The organism is Bradyrhizobium manausense, from assembly GCF_001440035.1.
Classification (GTDB): Bacteria; Pseudomonadota; Alphaproteobacteria; order Rhizobiales; family Xanthobacteraceae; genus Bradyrhizobium; species Bradyrhizobium manausense.
In genome coordinates, this window is sequence record NZ_LJYG01000104.1 from 328,597 (window position 1) to 344,781 (window position 16,185).

General features: G+C 64.1%; 19 protein-coding genes. 13 read left to right on the forward strand and 6 right to left on the reverse strand.

Features of this window, described 5'->3' with window-relative positions:
- The 7 genes from AOQ71_RS48750 to AOQ71_RS28625 form a co-directional block, all read left to right on the forward strand.
- A partial coding sequence (locus AOQ71_RS48750; protein ID WP_245317198.1) for a thiamine pyrophosphate-dependent enzyme occupies positions 1-1,014 on the forward strand: 1,014 nt, incomplete at its 5' end.
- Positions 1,015-1,022: 8 nt separating this feature from the next.
- The gene (locus AOQ71_RS28600) at positions 1,023-1,250 is read left to right on the forward strand and encodes a hypothetical protein (protein ID WP_057753673.1); all 228 of its coding nucleotides are present in this window, start codon (positions 1,023-1,025) and stop codon (positions 1,248-1,250) included.
- A gap of 81 nt (positions 1,251-1,331) precedes the next feature.
- Positions 1,332-1,883 (forward strand): DUF4142 domain-containing protein, encoded by a 552-nt coding sequence (locus AOQ71_RS28605; RefSeq protein WP_057753676.1) that lies wholly within the window; start codon positions 1,332-1,334, stop codon positions 1,881-1,883.
- Between the two features lie 204 nt (positions 1,884-2,087).
- On the forward strand, positions 2,088-2,978 hold the full coding sequence (locus AOQ71_RS28610; RefSeq protein ID WP_205668269.1) for an SDR family oxidoreductase: 891 nt from the start codon (positions 2,088-2,090) through the stop codon (positions 2,976-2,978).
- An 81-nt stretch (positions 2,979-3,059) separates the two neighbouring features.
- Complete coding sequence (locus AOQ71_RS28615; RefSeq protein ID WP_057753682.1) at positions 3,060-3,638, forward strand: phosphatase PAP2 family protein; 579 nt, start codon at positions 3,060-3,062, stop codon at positions 3,636-3,638.
- Positions 3,631-3,978, forward strand: a complete 348-nt coding sequence (locus AOQ71_RS28620) for a DUF3147 family protein (protein WP_057753685.1) — start codon at positions 3,631-3,633, stop codon at positions 3,976-3,978. The genes AOQ71_RS28615 and AOQ71_RS28620 overlap by 8 nt, the downstream gene beginning before the upstream one ends.
- A complete protein-coding gene (locus AOQ71_RS28625) occupies positions 3,978-4,418 on the forward strand; it encodes a DUF3147 family protein (RefSeq protein ID WP_057753688.1) in 441 nt (146 codons plus the stop codon). The genes AOQ71_RS28620 and AOQ71_RS28625 overlap by 1 nt, the downstream gene beginning before the upstream one ends.
- Before the next feature lie 191 nt (positions 4,419-4,609).
- Here the strand turns inward: AOQ71_RS28625 and AOQ71_RS43970 are convergent, their stop codons facing one another.
- Positions 4,610-4,792, reverse strand: coding sequence for a hypothetical protein (locus AOQ71_RS43970; protein WP_083514546.1), 183 nt, complete (start codon positions 4,790-4,792; stop codon positions 4,610-4,612).
- Between the two features lie 173 nt (positions 4,793-4,965).
- Here AOQ71_RS43970 and AOQ71_RS28635 point away from each other — a divergent pair, with 173 nt between their 5' ends.
- Positions 4,966-5,214 (forward strand): hypothetical protein, encoded by a 249-nt coding sequence (locus AOQ71_RS28635; protein WP_057753691.1) that lies wholly within the window; start codon positions 4,966-4,968, stop codon positions 5,212-5,214.
- A gap of 136 nt (positions 5,215-5,350) precedes the next feature.
- Here AOQ71_RS28635 and AOQ71_RS28640 read toward each other — a convergent pair whose 3' ends face one another.
- From AOQ71_RS28640 to AOQ71_RS28645, 3 genes are all read right to left on the reverse strand, one after another.
- Entirely contained in the window at positions 5,351-5,557 is a 207-nt protein-coding gene (locus tag AOQ71_RS28640; RefSeq protein ID WP_057753694.1) for a hypothetical protein, read from the reverse strand.
- An 84-nt stretch (positions 5,558-5,641) separates the two neighbouring features.
- A complete protein-coding gene (locus tag AOQ71_RS49800) occupies positions 5,642-5,773 on the reverse strand; it encodes a hypothetical protein (RefSeq protein ID WP_271597155.1) in 132 nt (43 codons plus the stop codon).
- Between the two features lie 136 nt (positions 5,774-5,909).
- A complete protein-coding gene (locus AOQ71_RS28645) occupies positions 5,910-6,104 on the reverse strand; it encodes a hypothetical protein (RefSeq protein ID WP_057753697.1) in 195 nt (64 codons plus the stop codon).
- A gap of 197 nt (positions 6,105-6,301) precedes the next feature.
- Here AOQ71_RS28645 and AOQ71_RS28650 point away from each other — a divergent pair, with 197 nt between their 5' ends.
- Positions 6,302-6,814: a DUF4142 domain-containing protein gene (locus tag AOQ71_RS28650; protein WP_057753891.1), complete on the forward strand. Its 513-nt coding sequence runs from the start codon at positions 6,302-6,304 to the stop codon at positions 6,812-6,814.
- Between the two features lie 4 nt (positions 6,815-6,818).
- On the opposite strand, the gene AOQ71_RS28655 is transcribed toward AOQ71_RS28650, so the two are convergent.
- Entirely contained in the window at positions 6,819-7,115 is a 297-nt protein-coding gene (locus AOQ71_RS28655; protein ID WP_057753699.1) for a hypothetical protein, read from the reverse strand.
- 293 nt (positions 7,116-7,408) lie between these two features.
- Between AOQ71_RS28655 and AOQ71_RS28660 the strand changes: the two genes are divergently transcribed.
- Together AOQ71_RS28660 and AOQ71_RS28665 are read left to right on the forward strand one after the other, a co-directional pair.
- Positions 7,409-13,702, forward strand: coding sequence for a HAMP domain-containing protein (locus AOQ71_RS28660; RefSeq protein WP_057753702.1), 6,294 nt, complete (start codon positions 7,409-7,411; stop codon positions 13,700-13,702).
- Between the two features lie 14 nt (positions 13,703-13,716).
- Positions 13,717-15,210 carry an HWE histidine kinase domain-containing protein gene (locus AOQ71_RS28665; protein WP_057753705.1) on the forward strand — a complete coding sequence of 498 codons (1,494 nt, stop codon included), beginning with the start codon at positions 13,717-13,719 and terminating at the stop codon, positions 15,208-15,210.
- Here the strand turns inward: AOQ71_RS28665 and AOQ71_RS48755 are convergent.
- Positions 15,207-15,632 carry a hypothetical protein gene (locus AOQ71_RS48755; protein WP_245317200.1) on the reverse strand — a complete coding sequence of 142 codons (426 nt, stop codon included), beginning with the start codon at positions 15,630-15,632 and terminating at the stop codon, positions 15,207-15,209. The genes AOQ71_RS28665 and AOQ71_RS48755 overlap by 4 nt on opposite strands.
- Here AOQ71_RS48755 and AOQ71_RS28675 point away from each other — a divergent pair.
- Together AOQ71_RS28675 and AOQ71_RS28680 are read left to right on the forward strand one after the other, a co-directional pair.
- A complete protein-coding gene (locus tag AOQ71_RS28675; RefSeq protein ID WP_245317202.1) occupies positions 15,625-15,840 on the forward strand; it encodes a hypothetical protein in 216 nt (71 codons plus the stop codon). The two genes, AOQ71_RS48755 and AOQ71_RS28675, sit on opposite strands and share 8 nt — an antisense overlap.
- A 95-nt stretch (positions 15,841-15,935) precedes the next feature.
- Complete coding sequence (locus AOQ71_RS28680) at positions 15,936-16,172, forward strand: hypothetical protein (RefSeq protein WP_057753714.1); 237 nt, start codon at positions 15,936-15,938, stop codon at positions 16,170-16,172.
- The last annotated feature ends 13 nt before the right edge of the window (positions 16,173-16,185 follow it).

Genomic DNA, 16,185 nt, shown 5'->3' on the forward strand with positions numbered 1-16,185 from the left:
GGCCTGCTCGGCACCGAGCCGAGCTACAACATGATGATGGAATGCGACACGCTGCTGATGGTCGGCTCCGCGTTCCCTTACGCGGAATTCCTTCCCAAGGAAAGCGCCGCGCGCGGCGTGCAGATCGACATCGACGCCGGCATGACGTCGATCCGTTTCCCCATGGAGGTCAGCCTGGTCGGCGATGCGGCCGAGACGTTGCGGAGCCTGCTGCCGCGGCTCGCTCCCAAGAGCGACGGCGCCTGGCGGCAGTCGATCGCGGATGACGTCGCCAAATGGTGGACAACGCTGGACGACCGGGCGCATCAGCCCGCCGCGCCGATCAATCCGCAGCTCGTTGCCTGGGAATTGTCGCCGCGCCTGCCCGAGAACGCCATCATCACCAGCGATTCCGGCTCCTGCGCCAACTGGTTTGCGCGCGATCTGAAAATACGACGCGGCATGATGGCCTCGCTCTCCGGCGGCCTCGCCTCGATGGGCGCCGCCGTGCCTTATGCGCTGGCGGCGAAATATGCCCATCCTGACCGCCCCGTGATCGCATTGGTCGGCGACGGCGCCATGCAGATGAACAACATGGCCGAATTGATCACGGCCGCCAAATACTGGCGATCCTGGCGCGATCCGCGCTTGGTCGTCTGCGTCTTCAACAACGAGGACCTCAACCAGGTCACCTGGGAGCAGCGCATCATCAATGGCGACCCCAAATTCGAGGCCTCCCAGCGCATCCCCGACGTGCCCTATTCGCGCTTCGCCGAGATGATCGGCCTCACCGGCATCTTCGTCGACAGCCCGCAGCTGCTCGGCTCGGCCTGGGAACAGGCGCTGGCAAGCGAGAAGCCCGTGGTCCTGGAGGTGAAGACCGATCCCGAGGTGCCGCCGCTGCCACCGCACATCACCTTGCAGCAGGCGAAGAACTTCTCGCTCGCCTTGATGAAGGGCGATCCCAACGAGAGCAGCGTGATCAAGGGCGCGGCGCGGCAGGTGCTTGAATCGATCCTGCCTGGAAAGGAATGAGGTGAACCATGAGCGACTTTCGTGACATTCAGCATGGCGTCAACGATCCCGTCCACGGCGTCGACGTGAAGCGTCAGATCAACACCAACCAGACGCCGCACGAGCGGGCGCAGCGTCATGCCGACGTGCGAGCCGAACCGTCGGCCTCGCCGTCCGAGCCGTTCCTGCCCGAGCGGCTGCGGCGGAAGCCGACCGATCCGATCAATCCCCGCACCGGCCGTCACCCCACGGATTAGGAACCTCGGTCCCGAAGCCGTGTTGATCGCCGGAAAGACCGGCGGGGCAAGTGCCGCGCCGCTCATCAGAGGGACCGGACCATGAAACGTACCGTCATCGCCATTGCCTGCGTGCTGCTTGCAGGCCCAGCTCTCGCCCAGTCGCTTGGCGAGAAGACCGGTGTCAATTCGGCGCTCGGCGTCGCGCCTGCGACCGCCGATTTCGTCAAGGAGGTCGCCATCAGCGACATGTTCGAGATCGAGTCGAGCAAGCTCGCCGAGCAGAAAGGCAACGCGCAGGAGAAGAGCTTTGCGCAGCAAATGGTCACCGACCACACCAAGACCAGCAGCGAGCTGAAGGGCCTCGTCGGCAACGGCAAGGTCCAGGCGACGTTGCCGACCGCGCTCGACAGCTCGCACCAGAGCAAGCTCGACAAGCTCAAGAGTGCCTCGGGCAAGGATTTCAGCACGGACTACAACTCCTACCAGGTCAGCGCCCACGAGGACGCGGTCTCCCTTTTTGAGCGTTACGCCAAGGGCGGCGACAATTCCGAGCTGAAGGATTGGGCGGGTAAAACGCTGCCCGTGCTCAGGCACCACCTCGACATGGCCAAGGAGCTCGGCAAAGCACCGAGCGTTGGGCAGTCGAAGTAGAAGCCTTCGTGAGGACGCCGGTGGCCTCCGGCGTCCATCGTTCTGCAACGATGCCAGCCTCCGCGCATTGAGATCGCGAATGTGGAGGCCCTCATGGCACATCAAGACAAGACTTCAGTGTCCCGCCGGCACGTCGTCCGCGCGGCGAGCGCCACGCTCGCTGCGGCTTCGCTGGCGTCGTCGACCGCGCAAGGAAACGCTGACATGGCCGAGCAACACCTGATCGATCCCGTCACCCGCTATCCCAAGCCGCCCTTCAAGAAGCAATCGCAACCCTGGCCCGGCCTCGCCGGCAAGATGGAGCCGCGGCCGGATCACGGTGAGAGCAGCTACAAAGGCTCCGGCCGCCTCAAGGGCCGCAAGGCGCTGATCACCGGCGGCGATTCCGGCATGGGCCGGGCGGCCGCGATCGCCTATGCGCGCGAAGGCGCCGACGTCGCCATCAACTATCTGCCCGCGGAGGAGCCGGACGCGCAGGAGGTGATCGCATTGATCAAGAAGGAAGGTCGCAACGGCCTCGCCATTCCCGGCGATCTCAAGGACGAAGCTTTCTGCAAGAAGCTGGTGGACGAGGCCGTCCAGGGCCTCGGCGGGCTCGACATCATCGTCAACAACGCCGCCCGGCAGCAGACGCGCGCCTCCATCCTCGACGTCTCGTCGGAGGATTTCGACGCGACCATGAAAACCAACATCTACGCGCCGTTCTGGATCATCAAGGCGGCGCTGCCGCATCTCAAGCCCGGCTCCTGCATCATCGGCACGACATCCGAGCAGGCCTACGATCCCTCGCCGGATCTCTACGACTACGCGCAGACCAAGGCCGCGACGATGAGCTATGTGAAGTCCCTGGCCAAGCAGCTCGCCTCGAAGGGCATTCGCGTCAACGGCGTTGCGCCGGGACCGATCTGGACGCCGCTCCAGGTCTCCGGCGGCGCGACGATGGAGAAGCTGGAAAAGTTCGGCGGCATGACGCCGCTTGGCCGCCCCGGCCAACCCGCCGAGCTGGCTTCGATCTACGTGCAGCTTGCCGCGGCCGATGCGAGTTACGCGACCGGCCAGGTCTATGGCTCCGCGGGTGGATCGGGCCAGCCGTGAAGGAACCGTCGGGCAGGAATATCCGTTGTCACACGAGCGTAACGCAACTGTCATGATGATTAGCTCGTTCATAACGGATCGATGGCCCTCTTCACTGTAGAACCAACACGCGTCGATAATGCAATCGCCGACCAGATCGCAAGCCACACCAACTCGGAAGTGGAGCATGTAGCCCAGGCGCTGACCTGGGGAGCCGACGAGCACATCCTGTTAGGGCTTGCTGCGGCTGGATGGGTCTACGCCCAGCTGCGCGCGCCCAGGCAACGTCCTACCGCAAATCACATCTTGCTGGTGTCCCTGGTAACGGCCGCGCTACCGCATGTCCTGAAGTCCATGTTCGATCAAACACGACCGGATCGGCTGACGGCACTCGGCCATTGCCGTGGCGTTCCCTTATCAGGGCGCCGGCGAGACGCATTTCCATCCGGCCACGCCGTTCACATGGGCGCCCTCGCCTCCGCCGCTGACCTGCTTCCGTCCGGGCGGCGGCGCATGGTTCGCGCTCTCGCCGTGGGTCTTTCGCTGACGCGCGTCGTCCTGCTTGCGCATTGGGTAAGCGATGTGCTGGCCGGTTTTACCTTGGGCATCGCCGTCGAACGCGTGTTACGGCCCCTTACGCTCGGCCGGTCGCGCAGCGTGCCCGGACACGGCGATGACTGAGTATCTCCTCCGCTTCATCGCCGGGGGCGCGATCGTATCGGCCTTCGCGATTCTCGGCGACATGTTGCGACCCAAGAGTTTCGCCGGGCTGCTCGCGGCGGCGCCGTCGGTGGCGCTGGCAACGCTCAGCATCGCCGTCGTTCAGCACGGCCCGCAATATGCTGCGGCGGAAAGCTGGACCATGATCTATGGCGCAGCAGCCCTCGCCTGCTTCAGCATCGCGGTTTGCCAGCTTCTGATGAGGTTTCGCTTCCGGGCGCTCGCTGCCACTCTCAGCGCCTCCGTCGTCTGGCTTGCGGTCGCCTTCGGCCTGCTCGCGGGCTTCGGAGGGACCATGTGATGCTTGTCAAGCTGTCATCATCGGCTCTGAAGCAAACACGCTGGTACGAGTACGGCATTCGCTTCGTGCTCGGCGGATTGGCGACCGTTTTCACCGGCCTCGTCAGCGCACGCTTTGGCGCCACCATCGGCGGGCTCTTCCTCGCGCTCCCAGCCATCTTCTGCGCCAGCGCGACCCTGATCGAGAGCCACGAGCGCCGCGCCAAGGAAAAGGCCGGTCTTGCCGGACGGCGACGCGGGCAGCAGGCTGCGGCTCTCGATGCTGCGGGGGCTGGCCTCGGAAGCATTGGTCTTGCGGCGTTTGCCGCGACCTTCCACGCCCTGGTCACGGCGAGCGTGATCGGGGCATTCGCGGCTTCTATCCTGGTTTGGGCTGCCGTCTCTGTGGCGGCGTGGTGGCTGAGGCGAAAGCTTCGCATCACCTCACGTCACGCAGACTGAACGCTGAGGGCGATCAGCGAGCAGCCGCTGCCGCTTCCCCCAACTTGAGGAAATCGTACATCTCGGCTGCCGTTTTCAACTGATCGATACGGGCCGCGAGGGCATCGCGCTGACCACCGTCCGGCAGGTGCGCCAGCTCATCCTCAAGCCGAAGCCTCTGCTCATGGAGACGCTGTTCGAACGTATGGGGCTCAGATCGTTTTCGCATCATCTGTCCTTGGGGGTTTCCTTGGAGGTTTCCTTGGGGGTTGCAGGCCCGGGCTGTTGGCCCAGCGCTCGATCTGCTCGATGACCTTCTGGTGGCTCGGACGCACCGGCTTTGGTCCTTCGGGCTCATCGGAAAGCTTGCGGGGTAACCTGACTTCATCTGTCATGGCCCATCTCCCTTGACAGGAGAATGCGCCAAAGCCCGACTCGTTTCAATATTAACTTATTGATTTTATTGAGTATTTTTACTCATTTGGAGGGTTTGACGACTCTTGTGGAACCCGCGCCGATCTCGCCCGTTGAACAAACTACTCAACTTACTCACTTTGTGTGATCGACCATGAATGACCTTCGCGCCGAGCGTCTCCAGGTCATGCTTTCTCCGGAAGAGCTGGCCGCGGTTGACGATTTCCGGTTCAAGCACCGCATGCCGACGCGTGCGGCAGCGGTCCGCGAACTTCTCAAATCGGGACTGGCCGCCGTTGGCGTTGATGCAATACCCGGGGTCAAGTCGAGCAGCTTCGGCGTATTCGGGCGCGGACCGGAGGGGCACACTCAGAACGATCCCGAAAACGGCACCCAGGGCTGATCACGGCCTCACAGCAAACGACCCCGGCACGGGGGGTGCCAGGGCCGTCCTTGGAGATTGCTTCCGGAGCACCGGGGGCATGTCACCGGAAGCAATCACTCGACTCTTCGCAGGACGATTCGTTCCTCGTGAAAAATTAGCCGCTCGGAGCAGCGCCGGAATCATCCGGCGTCATGCCTGAGCCCGGCGTCTTGCTGTCGTCGTTGAGCTTGGGATCGCGCGTCGCCTCGCGCGATGGCGAGCCGGTTTCGTTTGTCTTGTGCACGGTCTGCGCGCGGTGCTTGTCGCGCGGCTGATCCTCCCCGCGCTTGTCCTTGACGATGCCGTGGTCGGAATGTGCCATGAGATCCTCTCGCTTCTTCCGATGCTTCGAAGCGCTTACGCCTCCATGCACCGAATGTTCCTACAAGCGCGAGAGGAAGCAGTGCTAGCTGTGCGCCGCGTGCACCGCCACGGATGCGTTTTCCTGATGGACCTGCCGGATCGTCGTCACCGTCGCAAACGCGACGGAGACGCCAAATGCGAGAATGAGTGAGAGAAGTGCCAGACGCGGAGCCATCGCAAGAACCTCCTTCTGGAATCGAAAAATCAATGCGACCGACTATTCCAGCATGATCGTTGATTTCTGCAGCTCATTCCGTGAGCCGCCTCACACGCAGATCCACGACAAAGGCAGCCGTCAGACGGCCTTGGCTTCAGACGCCCTGGCTTTGCACGACGCTGACCTTGATGGGTGGGACTTCGCCGTCGAGCCAGTCCTGCTCTTTCGCCAAAGCCGTCCAGGCATCCGCCATGCGCGAGTATCTGTTATAGGCGGGCCGCCCTTCCGAGCGCTCGGCCAATTGCAGGCAGTTCTCTGCGTTGTCCCTGAAGATATCAGACTGTTTCATGCCTTAGACGTGGGTACGGAACCCGGCGCCCGCAACCGCCTGAAGCGCGATGGGATCAGGATGAATCCCTCATCGCGCGTTAGGTTATTGTTTGAGCATGATCTTTTCGGAAAACCGCTGCACACTTTTCCGGATCATGCTCTAACGGGATCGTAACCACCGCCGGAACTTTGCAGGTTACAGGTCATTGAATGATCATGCGGATATTTGTCGCGATCATCCTGGCCTTCATCAGCACCGCGGCCGTTGCCGACAGCACCGGCGAGCAAATGCGCGGAGATCGTGTGCCTGACGCCACCGAGCTCATCAGTGGCCTCTACAGTTTCAGCCAATTCCAGCAGGGCCTGTTGGAGAGTACCGACCTCAAGGGCAATGCGGAAGTCAAGAACCTCGCCGCACTTCGCGCCGAGGAGGCGGCCAAGCGCGACAAAACGCTGAAGGAGATTCAGGACGCGATCGGCGCCGAGCCGCGCCTGAGCAAGGCGACATCAACCGGCATCAGCCTCGCAAAACCCGATGATGCCGAGGGGCCGGCCTATGTCAGAACTTTCTATGCCGCCCAGATCCCCGAATACGAGTCCGCGATCGCCCTGCTCGAGCGCTATCTGAGGACGCCTGACAATCCCGCGCTCGCAGCCTTTGCACGGGAGCACCTTCCCCTGCTGCGCGCCCAGTTGAAGGACGCCGAGCGCACCATGGCCGACAAGTAGTGCCTTACTTGTCGTGCGGATGAGGTTGCTGATCCATCGGACGCACCGTGCGATCGCTGTCGGGCATGTTGTCCCGCCCGGCGTCGCCATTGGCGTCCTTGCCGCCCGAGGTCGAGGTGCCGCTGCCACTGGGGTTCGTCCTGGTGGCGGTCCCCGTGGTCTGCGAATCCGCCTGCGGCGTGGCGGAGCTGGCGGCTGGATCTCCTGTTACGGCCCCGCGCCCGCTGGGCGCGCCAGCCTGCGCCAGCGCAGATCCCGTTGCGAATAATGCGGCGATGAGGACGCTCAATCCCGCTTTCATATGCGCTCTCCCTCTTTTGCAGGCTAACCTCAGGACCTGTCCCGGCGTTCCTAAAGCCAGGGCCCTGGGTTTCGAAACCGGAACATCGCCCGCCCCCCTTAAGGGTCGAAGAACTTTTAGCTAATCGGATGGAACTCTCGATACTCTTCGCCGTTAGCTTCGTCGGGCTGAGCACGGCAGGTTCCAATGCGGCGTCGCTACCTTGGCGCTTGATTTCGAATTTGGCTGACGCTCTAAGTTTGATCAGGCGCGTCACGCCATAGGATTCGGCGGACGCTTGCGGGGGAATCAATATGAGCGACCTCGATCCCGGAACTGCATCACGCTCCGGTCGTCGCGTTCCAAAACCCAAACCCAATGGCACCTCAGAGCCGGATGCTCGGCAGGAATTGCTGCTCGCGCTCCAGGCCATGCGCAGCGGCGATTTCTCCGTGCGCATGAGCGGCGACTATCTCGGCATCGACGGCAAGATCGCCGACACTCTTAACGAAATCATCGCAGCCAACCAGCGCATGGCGCAGCAGCTCGAGCTGGTCGGCCAGGTGGTCGGACGCGAAGGCAAGACGCGCCAGCGCGTCAAGTTCGGCCTCGCCTCCGGCTCCTGGGCCGACATGGAAGGGTCCGTCAACACCTTGATCGACGATCTGCTCTGGCCGACGCGCGAGGTGACGCGCGCCGTGGCGGCCGTGGCGCAGGGCGACCTGCTTCAGACGGTCAAGCTCGACGTCGATGGCCGCCCCCTGCGCGGCGAATTCCTGCAATCGGCGACCATTGTCAACACGATGATCAAGCAGCTCGGCGTGTTCACCTCCGAGGTGACGCGCGTCGCGCGCGAGGTCGGCACCGAAGGCAAGCTCGGCGGCCAGGCCCAGGTGCCTGAGGTGACCGGCGTCTGGAAGGACCTGACCGAGAGCGTCAACTCGATGGCGAACAACCTGACCAACCAGGTTCGCAACATCGCCGAGGTGACGATCGCGGTCGCCAACGGCGACCTGTCGAAAAAGATCACCGTCGACGTCCGCGGCGAGATCCTTCAGCTCAAGGAAGCCATCAACACGATGGTCGACCAGCTGCGCTCCTTCGCCTCGGAAGTGACGCGCGTGGCGCGCGAAGTCGGCACCGACGGCAAGCTCGGCGGCCAGGCCATCGTGCCCGGCGTTGCCGGCACCTGGAAGGACTTGACCGACTCCGTCAACGCGATGTGCGGCAACCTCACCGCACAGGTCCGCAACATCGCCAACGTGACGACCGCCGTGGCGCGCGGCGACTTGTCGCGCAAGATCACCGTGGACGTGCGCGGCGAAATCCTGGAGCTGAAGGACACCATCAACACCATGGTGGACCAGCTCAACTCGTTCGCTTCCGAAGTGACCCGCGTGGCGCGCGAGGTCGGCACCGAAGGCAAGCTCGGCGGCCAGGCCCAGGTGCCCGGTGTGGCCGGCACCTGGAAGGACCTCACCGACAACGTCAACTTCATGGCGTCGAACCTGACCGCTCAGGTCCGCAACATCGCCGACGTCGCCACCGCCATCGCCGGCGGCGACTTGTCGAAGAAGATCACGGTGAACGTGTCGGGCGAGATCCTTCAGCTGAAGGAAACGCTGAACACCATGGTCGACCAGCTCAACGCCTTCGCCGGCGAAGTGACGCGCGTGGCGCGCGAGGTCGGCACCGAAGGCCGGCTCGGCGGCCAGGCCAACGTGCTCGGCGTCGCCGGCACCTGGAAGGACCTCACGGAAAGCGTCAACTCGATGGCGTCGAACCTGACGGCGCAGGTCCGCAACATCGCCGAGGTGACGACGGCGGTCGCCGGCGGCGACTTGTCGAAGAAAATCACGGTGGACGTGCGCGGCGAAATCCTGGAGCTGAAGGACACCATCAACACCATGGTGGACCAGCTCAACGCCTTCGCCGGCGAAGTGACGCGCGTGGCGCGCGAGGTCGGTACCGAAGGCAAGCTCGGCGGCCAGGCCCAGGTGCGCGGTGTCGCCGGTACCTGGAAGGACCTGACGGACTCGGTCAACTCGATGGCCTCGAACCTGACCGGCCAGGTCCGCAACATCGCCGAAGTCGCGACCGCGGTCGCCAAGGGCGATCTGTCGAAGAAGATCACGGTGAACGTGTCGGGCGAGATCCTTCAGCTGAAGGAGACGCTGAACACCATGGTGGACCAGCTCAACGCCTTCGCCGGCGAAGTCACCCGCGTCGCGCGCGAGGTCGGCACCGAAGGCAAGCTCGGCGGTCAGGCGCAAGTGCCTGGTGTGGCCGGCACCTGGAAGGACCTCACCGACAACGTCAACTCGATGGCGGGCAACCTCACCGCCCAGGTCCGCAACATCGCCGAGGTCGCGACCGCCATCGCCGGCGGCGACCTGTCGCGCAAGATCACGGTGGACGTGCGCGGCGAAATCCTTCAGCTGAAGGACACGCTCAACACCATGGTCGACCAGCTCAACCGCTTCGCGGGCGAGGTGACCCGCGTGGCGCGCGAGGTCGGTACCGAAGGCCGTCTCGGCGGCCAGGCCAACGTGCCCGGCGTCGCCGGCACCTGGAAGGACCTGACGGACAGCGTGAACTCGATGGCGGGCAACCTCACCGCCCAGGTCCGCAACATCGCCGAAGTGACCACGGCCGTGGCGCGCGGCGACTTGTCCCGCAAGATCACCGTGGACGTGAAGGGCGAAATCCTCGAGCTGAAGAACACCATCAACACCATGGTGGACCAGCTCAACGGCTTCGCCGGCGAAGTGACGCGCGTCGCGCGCGAGGTCGGCACCGAAGGCAAGCTCGGCGGCCAGGCGGAGGTGCCCGGTGTTGCCGGCACCTGGAAGGACCTCACCGACAACGTCAACTTCATGGCCTCGAACCTGACGGCGCAGGTGCGCAACATCGCCGAGGTCGCGACCGCGATCGCCGGCGGCGACCTTTCCAAGAAGATCACGGTGGACGTCCGCGGCGAGATCCTGCTGCTGAAGGACACCCTCAACACCATGGTGGAGCAGCTCCGCTCCTTCGCCGCTGAAGTGACGCGCGTCGCGCGCGAGGTCGGCACCGAAGGCCGGCTCGGCGGTCAGGCCGTCGTGCCCGGCGTCGGCGGCACCTGGAAGGACCTCACCGACAACGTCAACCTGCTGGCGGCGAACCTCACGACGCAGGTCCGCAACATCGCCGAAGTCACCACCGCCGTGGCGCGCGGCGACCTGTCGCGCAAGATCACCGTGGACGTGAAGGGCGAAATCCTCGAGCTGAAAAACACCATCAACACAATGGTGGACCAGCTCAACGCGTTTGCCGGCGAAGTGACGCGCGTGGCGCGCGAGGTCGGCACCGAGGGCGAGCTCGGCGGTCAGGCCCAGGTGCCCGGCGTCGCCGGCACGTGGAAGGACCTCACCGACACCGTCAACTTCATGGCGGCAAACCTGACCGAGCAGGTCCGCGGCATCGTCAAGGTGGTGACCGCGGTCGCCAACGGCGACCTCAAGCAGAACCTCACCGTGAAGTCGAAGGGCGAGGTTGCGGCGCTGGCCGACACCATCAACAACATGACCGAGACGCTGGCGACCTTCGCCGACCAGGTGACGTCGGTGGCGCGCGAAGTCGGCGTCGAAGGCCGCCTCGGCGGTCAGGCCGACGTGCCCGGCGCGGCCGGCACCTGGAAGGATCTGACCGGCAACGTCAACCTGCTGGCGGCCAACCTCACCTCCCAGGTGCGCGCGATCGCGGAAGTGGCGACCGCCGTGACCAAGGGCGATCTGACGCGATCGATCCAGGTCGACGCCCGCGGCGAGGTCGCGGAGTTGAAGGACAACATCAACACCATGATCACCAACCTCCGTCTGACGACGGAGCTGAACACCGAGCAGGACTGGCTCAAGACCAACCTCGCCAAGTTCACCAACATGCTGCAGGGCCAGCGCGATCTCGCCACCGTCGGCCGGCTGCTGCTGACCGAGCTGTCGCCGCTGGTGAACGCGCACACCGGCGTGATCTACCAGGTCGAGAACGAAGACAGCCCGCAGCTGCTGCTGCTCGCCTCCTATGCCGGCGATGGCGTCTATCCCTATCAGCGCGTGCTGCAGTTCGGCGACGGCCTGATCGGCCAGTGCGCCGTCGACCGGCGTCCACGCCTGGTTTCCGACATTCCCGCCGACGTGGTGCCGATCAACTCGGCGCTGCTGCGCGTCGCACCGAAGAACCTCGTGGTGCTGCCGGTGCTGTTCGAGGGCCAGGTCAAGGCGGTGATCGAGCTCGCCTCGCTCACCTCTTTCACGACCTCGCAGATGACTTTCCTGGAGCAGCTCACCGACTCCATCGGCATCGTGCTCAACTCGATCGAAGCGACGATGCAGACCGAAGGCCTGCTCAAGCAGTCGCAGCAGCTCGCCGGCGAGCTGCAGACGCAACAGCGCGAATTGCAGCAGACCAACGACCAGCTCGAGCAGAAGGCGCAGCAGCTCGCCGAGCGCAACGTCGAGGTCGAGCGCAAGAACCAGGAGATCGAGCAGGCCCGCCGCGCGCTCGAGGAAAAGGCGACCGAGCTCGCGCTGACCTCGAAGTACAAGTCGGAATTCCTGGCCAATATGAGCCACGAGCTGCGCACGCCGCTGAACTCTATCCTGATCCTGGGACAGCAGCTCACCGACAACCCGGACGGCAACCTCTCGCCCAAACAGGTCGAATTCGCCCGCACCATCCACGGTGCCGGCACCGACCTGCTCAACCTCATCAGCGACATTCTCGATCTGTCCAAGATCGAGTCGGGTACGGTGACTGTCGATGCCGAGGAAATCCTCACGGCCAACCTGCTCGAGACGGTCGGGCGGCCGTTCCGGCACGAGGCGGAGAACCGCAACCTGTCGTTCAAGATCGACGTCGATCCGAACCTCGCCCGCAGCATCGTCACCGACTCCAAGCGCCTGCAGCAGGTGCTGAAGAACCTGCTCTCCAATGCCTTCAAGTTCACCGCCGAAGGCGAGGTGCGGCTCAAGGTCGCCGGCGCGCTCGGCGGCTGGGGCACCGATCACCCGGTGCTGAACTCCGCACCGGCCGTGATCGCTTTCGAGGTCTCCGACACCGGCATCGGCATCCCCCTGGAGAAGCAGAAGCTGATCTTCGAGGCGTTCCAGCAGGCGGACGCCGGCACCAGCCGCAAATATGGCGGCACCGGTCTTGGCCTTGCCATCAGCCGCGAGCTCGCGAGCCTGCTCGGCGGTGAAATCCACCTGCGTAGCTCACCGGGCAAGGGCTCGACCTTCACGCTGTATCTGCCGCTGAAATATTCCGGCCCGACGCAGGCACCGCGCGCGCCGGCAGCACAGCAATACAACCAGCCGCCTGCGCTGCAGCCGGCCGCGCCGGAGCAACAGCGTGCTATCGAGCAGCTGCCCGACGACCGCCTCAACATCGAGCCCGGCGACAGCATCCTCCTGATCGTGGAGGACGACCCGCATTATGCGCGGATTCTGGTCGACCTCGCGCGGGACAAGGGTTTCAAGGTTCTGGTCGCCGCGCGCGGCGCGGAGGCGCTTGAACTTGCGAAGCAGTATCAACCGAGCGCCGTTTCGCTCGACGTGTTCCTGCCCGACATGCTCGGATGGACGGTGCTGAGCCAGCTCAAGCACAATCCGCTGACGCGCCACATCCCGGTGCAGATCATCACGCTCGACGAGGACCGCCAGCATGCGCTGGCACGCGGCGCCTTCTCCTTCGTCAACAAGCCGACGACGACCGAGGGCGTTGCCGCAGCGCTGACCCAGATCAAGGAATATGCGCGTCCCAGACGCAAACGGCTCCTGATCGTCGAGGACAACGAGGCCGAGCAGCTGTCGATCCGCGAGCTGCTGCACCACGACGACATCGAGATCGTGACCACCGACACCGGTGCCGGCGCGCTTTCGATGCTTCGCGAGGCCCCTTGCGATTGTGTGGTGCTCGACCTCCGTCTGCCCGACATGAGTGGCTTCGAGGTGCTCGACCAGATCCGGCGCGACGAGGCGCTGTCGAACGTTCCCGTCGTCGTATTCACCGGCCGCGAGCTGTCGGCGGAAGAAGATGCGGAACTCCACACCATGGCGCGCAGCATCGTGGTCAAGGGCGTGGAATCGCCCGAACGTCTGCTGGATGAAACCGCGCTGTTCCTGCACCGCGTGATCACCGAGCTGCCGGTCGAGAAGCAGCGCATGCTGGAGAAGCTCAACAGTTCCGACGAGGACCTGATCGGCAAGACCGCGCTGCTGGTCGACGACGACGCCCGTAACATCTTCGCGCTGTCGAGCGTGCTGGAACGGCGCGGCATGAAGGTGCTGACGGCGACCACCGGGCGCGAGGCGGTGGCGCTGGTCGAATCCAACCCGGAGATCGCCATCGTGCTGATGGACATCATGATGCCGCAGATGGATGGCTATCAGACCATCGGCGTGATCCGGGAGAACCCGGCCTTCCTGCGCCTGCCGATCATCGCGCTGACAGCGAAGGCGATGAAGGGCGACCGCGAGAAATGCCTGGAGGCAGGAGCCTCCGATTATCTCGCAAAGCCAGTCAACACCGACCAATTGCTGCTTGCGATCCGCATGTGGCTGCACCGTTGAGTTTGGATCCGAGAATGGACCACGAAAAGGTCAACATCCTCCTCGTCGACGACCAGCCGGCCAAGCTGCTCGCCTATGAGGTGATCCTGAAGGAGCTCGGTGAGAATCTCGTGGTCGCCTCGTCCGGCCGGGAGGCGCTGGAGGTGCTGCTCAAGACCGAGATCGCGGTGATTCTGGTCGACGTCTGCATGCCCGAGCTCGACGGCTTCGAGCTCGCCGCCATGATCCGCGAGCATCCGCGCTTCCAGAAGACCGCGATGATCTTCATCTCGGCCATTCAGGTCAGCGACATCGACCGCCTGCGCGGCTACGAGATGGGCGCGGTCGACTACGTGCCCGTGCCCGTCATCCCGGAAGTGCTGCGCGCCAAGGTCAAGGTGTTTGCCGAGCTCTATCGCAAGACGCGCGAGCTCGAACGGCTGAACCAGGATCTCGAGGATCGCGTCCGCGCCCGTACCGCCGAGCTGGAGAATTCGACCGCCAAGCTGCGCGAGAGCGAAGAGCGACGCACCATGGCGATCGCCGCCGGCAAGATGGGATCCTGGGATTGGGATTGGGTCAGCGGCGACTGGATGTGGGACGACGGGCAATATCGCATCTTTGGCGTCAGCCCCGAGAACTTCGAAGTCAACCCGGTCAACGTTCAGGCACTGTTACATCCAGACGACGTCGATCAGCTGCGCAAGGCCATCGCCGAATTCAACAAAGGAACGCGCGCCTACGAGACCGAATTCCGCATCGTTCGGCCCGACGGCGAGGTGCGCTGGTGCGTCGGCACGGCGGCCGCATCCGCGGATGCGAACGGTCGCGTCGTGCGGGTGAGCGGCGTCACCGTCGATATCACCGAACGCAAACGGGCCGAGGAACGCCAGAACCTGCTGGCGCGCGAGGTCGATCACCGCGCCAAGAATGCGCTGGCGCTGGCGCAGTCGATCGTGCGCCTCACCCGCGCCGACGAGGTCAAGGCTTACGTCAGTGCCGTGGAGGGACGCATCAATGCGCTCGCGCGCGTGCACACCATCCTCTCCTTGTCGAGCTGGCAGGGCGCCGAGCTCTCCAAGCTGATCGAGGAGGAGCTGGCGCCCTACTCGCTCGGCGGACAGATCAAGCTGGCAGGTCCCGAAGTGCAGTTGGTGCCGGCCACTGCGCAGACGCTGGCCCTGGCGCTGCACGAGCTCTTCACCAACTCGGCCAAGTATGGCGCGCTCTCGACGCGGTCTGGGCGGCTCGCGATCAGCTGGCAGGCCGACAACGACCTCCTCATCCTGACGTGGGACGAGACCGGCGGGCCGATGGTCAGGACGCCGAAATCGCGCGGCTTCGGAACAAGAAGCCTGCTCGCCAGCGTCGAATCCCAGCTTGGCGGACAGGCGCAATTCGATTGGCGTTCGGAGGGCTTGCTGTGCCGTCTCGAAGTCCCCTTGACGCACAAGAGTGCGGCGACAGCGACGGCGCAGGACAAGTTCGAGACCAACAGCCCCCCCGAGCTTCAGCGCGCGTCGGGTTAACGCGACGCGGCAACCTTCAGCCGCGATATCGACCGCGGTTCATCGGCGATGCGCCCTTCGAGCCAGGCTTCCGTTTGCGCGAGATCGCGCAGCGCCCTCGCGTAGCGGAGCGCCGCGCTGCGGTCTGCACCACGCGGCAGCTTGCGCGCCTTGCGCAATATGTCGGCCGCCGCGTTACGGTAGGCCAGCGATCGATAGAGAAAGACCACCTTACCCATGGCTGATGTTCCCGTGTTGATGCGTACATCCTGGCAAGGCCGGCATGAACGTCCGATGAAGCGGATGATGACAAATCCTTTATGCGCAATGGAACCTCGCCATGACGGCCCGCGTTTGCATGCCACATCGATCGGCAGTTCCATGCGCGCAAAAAAGTCGCCAAACAGATCGCCAAGTTTGATCTCTCCCACCGGCGTGATCAAGCTGATGACCCATGCGATGATGGGCGCTGCACTCGGTCTGATGTTCACGCTCGCACTCATTCTGGCCAATCCCGCGGTTGCGGAATTGCTGAACCATGGCGGGCGTGCGGCGGCCCTGGTGTTTGTTGCAACGATGGTGATGACGTTTGCCATCGGCGCCTCGTTGACGGGCGTCGTATTCATCCTCAACGAGAACAAGGAAACGTGAAGCGGGCGCGAAAAGCGCGCGACGAATATTCTTCGGAACTCCTGCGGCAAATGGCGGTTGCTCCTGCGTCGATTCAACTCAGGGAGTTCCCTTTCATGAAGACGATCAAGCTCGCTCTTGCCGTGATGCTGGCCACCGGCCTTGCCGCCGCGCCGTTCGCTGCGCAGGCCAAGTCGCACAAGAAGCATCACTCCTCCTCCATGTCGCAGACCACCACGGGAGCGAACATGAAGAAGACCGTTCCGCCCGATCCGTCCGGCCAGGGCGGTTCTGGCCCCGGCAGCGATCACGGTGGCAGCATGACCGCGCCCCAGAACGGCCAGAGCAAGTAAGCGCGGGCTTACG

What these genes read in the sequence shown, in the direction of transcription:
- AOQ71_RS28600 (WP_057753673.1), top strand. Translation starts at nt 1,023, where the DNA reads ATGAGCGACTTTCGTGACATTCAGCATGGCGTCAACGATCCCGTCCAC.
- AOQ71_RS28605 (WP_057753676.1), top strand. Translation starts at nt 1,332, where the DNA reads ATGAAACGTACCGTCATCGCCATTGCCTGCGTGCTGCTTGCAGGCCCA.
- AOQ71_RS28610 (WP_205668269.1), top strand. Translation starts at nt 2,088, where the DNA reads ATGGCCGAGCAACACCTGATCGATCCCGTCACCCGCTATCCCAAGCCG.
- AOQ71_RS28615 (WP_057753682.1), top strand. Translation starts at nt 3,060, where the DNA reads ATGGCCCTCTTCACTGTAGAACCAACACGCGTCGATAATGCAATCGCC.
- AOQ71_RS28620 (WP_057753685.1), top strand. Translation starts at nt 3,631, where the DNA reads ATGACTGAGTATCTCCTCCGCTTCATCGCCGGGGGCGCGATCGTATCG.
- AOQ71_RS28625 (WP_057753688.1), top strand. Translation starts at nt 3,978, where the DNA reads ATGCTTGTCAAGCTGTCATCATCGGCTCTGAAGCAAACACGCTGGTAC.
- AOQ71_RS43970 (WP_083514546.1), bottom strand. Translation starts at nt 4,792, where the DNA reads ATGACAGATGAAGTCAGGTTACCCCGCAAGCTTTCCGATGAGCCCGAA.
- AOQ71_RS28635 (WP_057753691.1), top strand. Translation starts at nt 4,966, where the DNA reads ATGAATGACCTTCGCGCCGAGCGTCTCCAGGTCATGCTTTCTCCGGAA.
- AOQ71_RS28640 (WP_057753694.1), bottom strand. Translation starts at nt 5,557, where the DNA reads ATGGCACATTCCGACCACGGCATCGTCAAGGACAAGCGCGGGGAGGAT.
- AOQ71_RS49800 (WP_271597155.1), bottom strand. Translation starts at nt 5,773, where the DNA reads ATGGCTCCGCGTCTGGCACTTCTCTCACTCATTCTCGCATTTGGCGTC.
- AOQ71_RS28645 (WP_057753697.1), bottom strand. Translation starts at nt 6,104, where the DNA reads ATGAAACAGTCTGATATCTTCAGGGACAACGCAGAGAACTGCCTGCAA.
- AOQ71_RS28650 (WP_057753891.1), top strand. Translation starts at nt 6,302, where the DNA reads ATGCGGATATTTGTCGCGATCATCCTGGCCTTCATCAGCACCGCGGCC.
- AOQ71_RS28655 (WP_057753699.1), bottom strand. Translation starts at nt 7,115, where the DNA reads ATGAAAGCGGGATTGAGCGTCCTCATCGCCGCATTATTCGCAACGGGA.
- AOQ71_RS28660 (WP_057753702.1), top strand. Translation starts at nt 7,409, where the DNA reads ATGAGCGACCTCGATCCCGGAACTGCATCACGCTCCGGTCGTCGCGTT.
- AOQ71_RS28665 (WP_057753705.1), top strand. Translation starts at nt 13,717, where the DNA reads ATGGACCACGAAAAGGTCAACATCCTCCTCGTCGACGACCAGCCGGCC.
- AOQ71_RS28680 (WP_057753714.1), top strand. Translation starts at nt 15,936, where the DNA reads ATGAAGACGATCAAGCTCGCTCTTGCCGTGATGCTGGCCACCGGCCTT.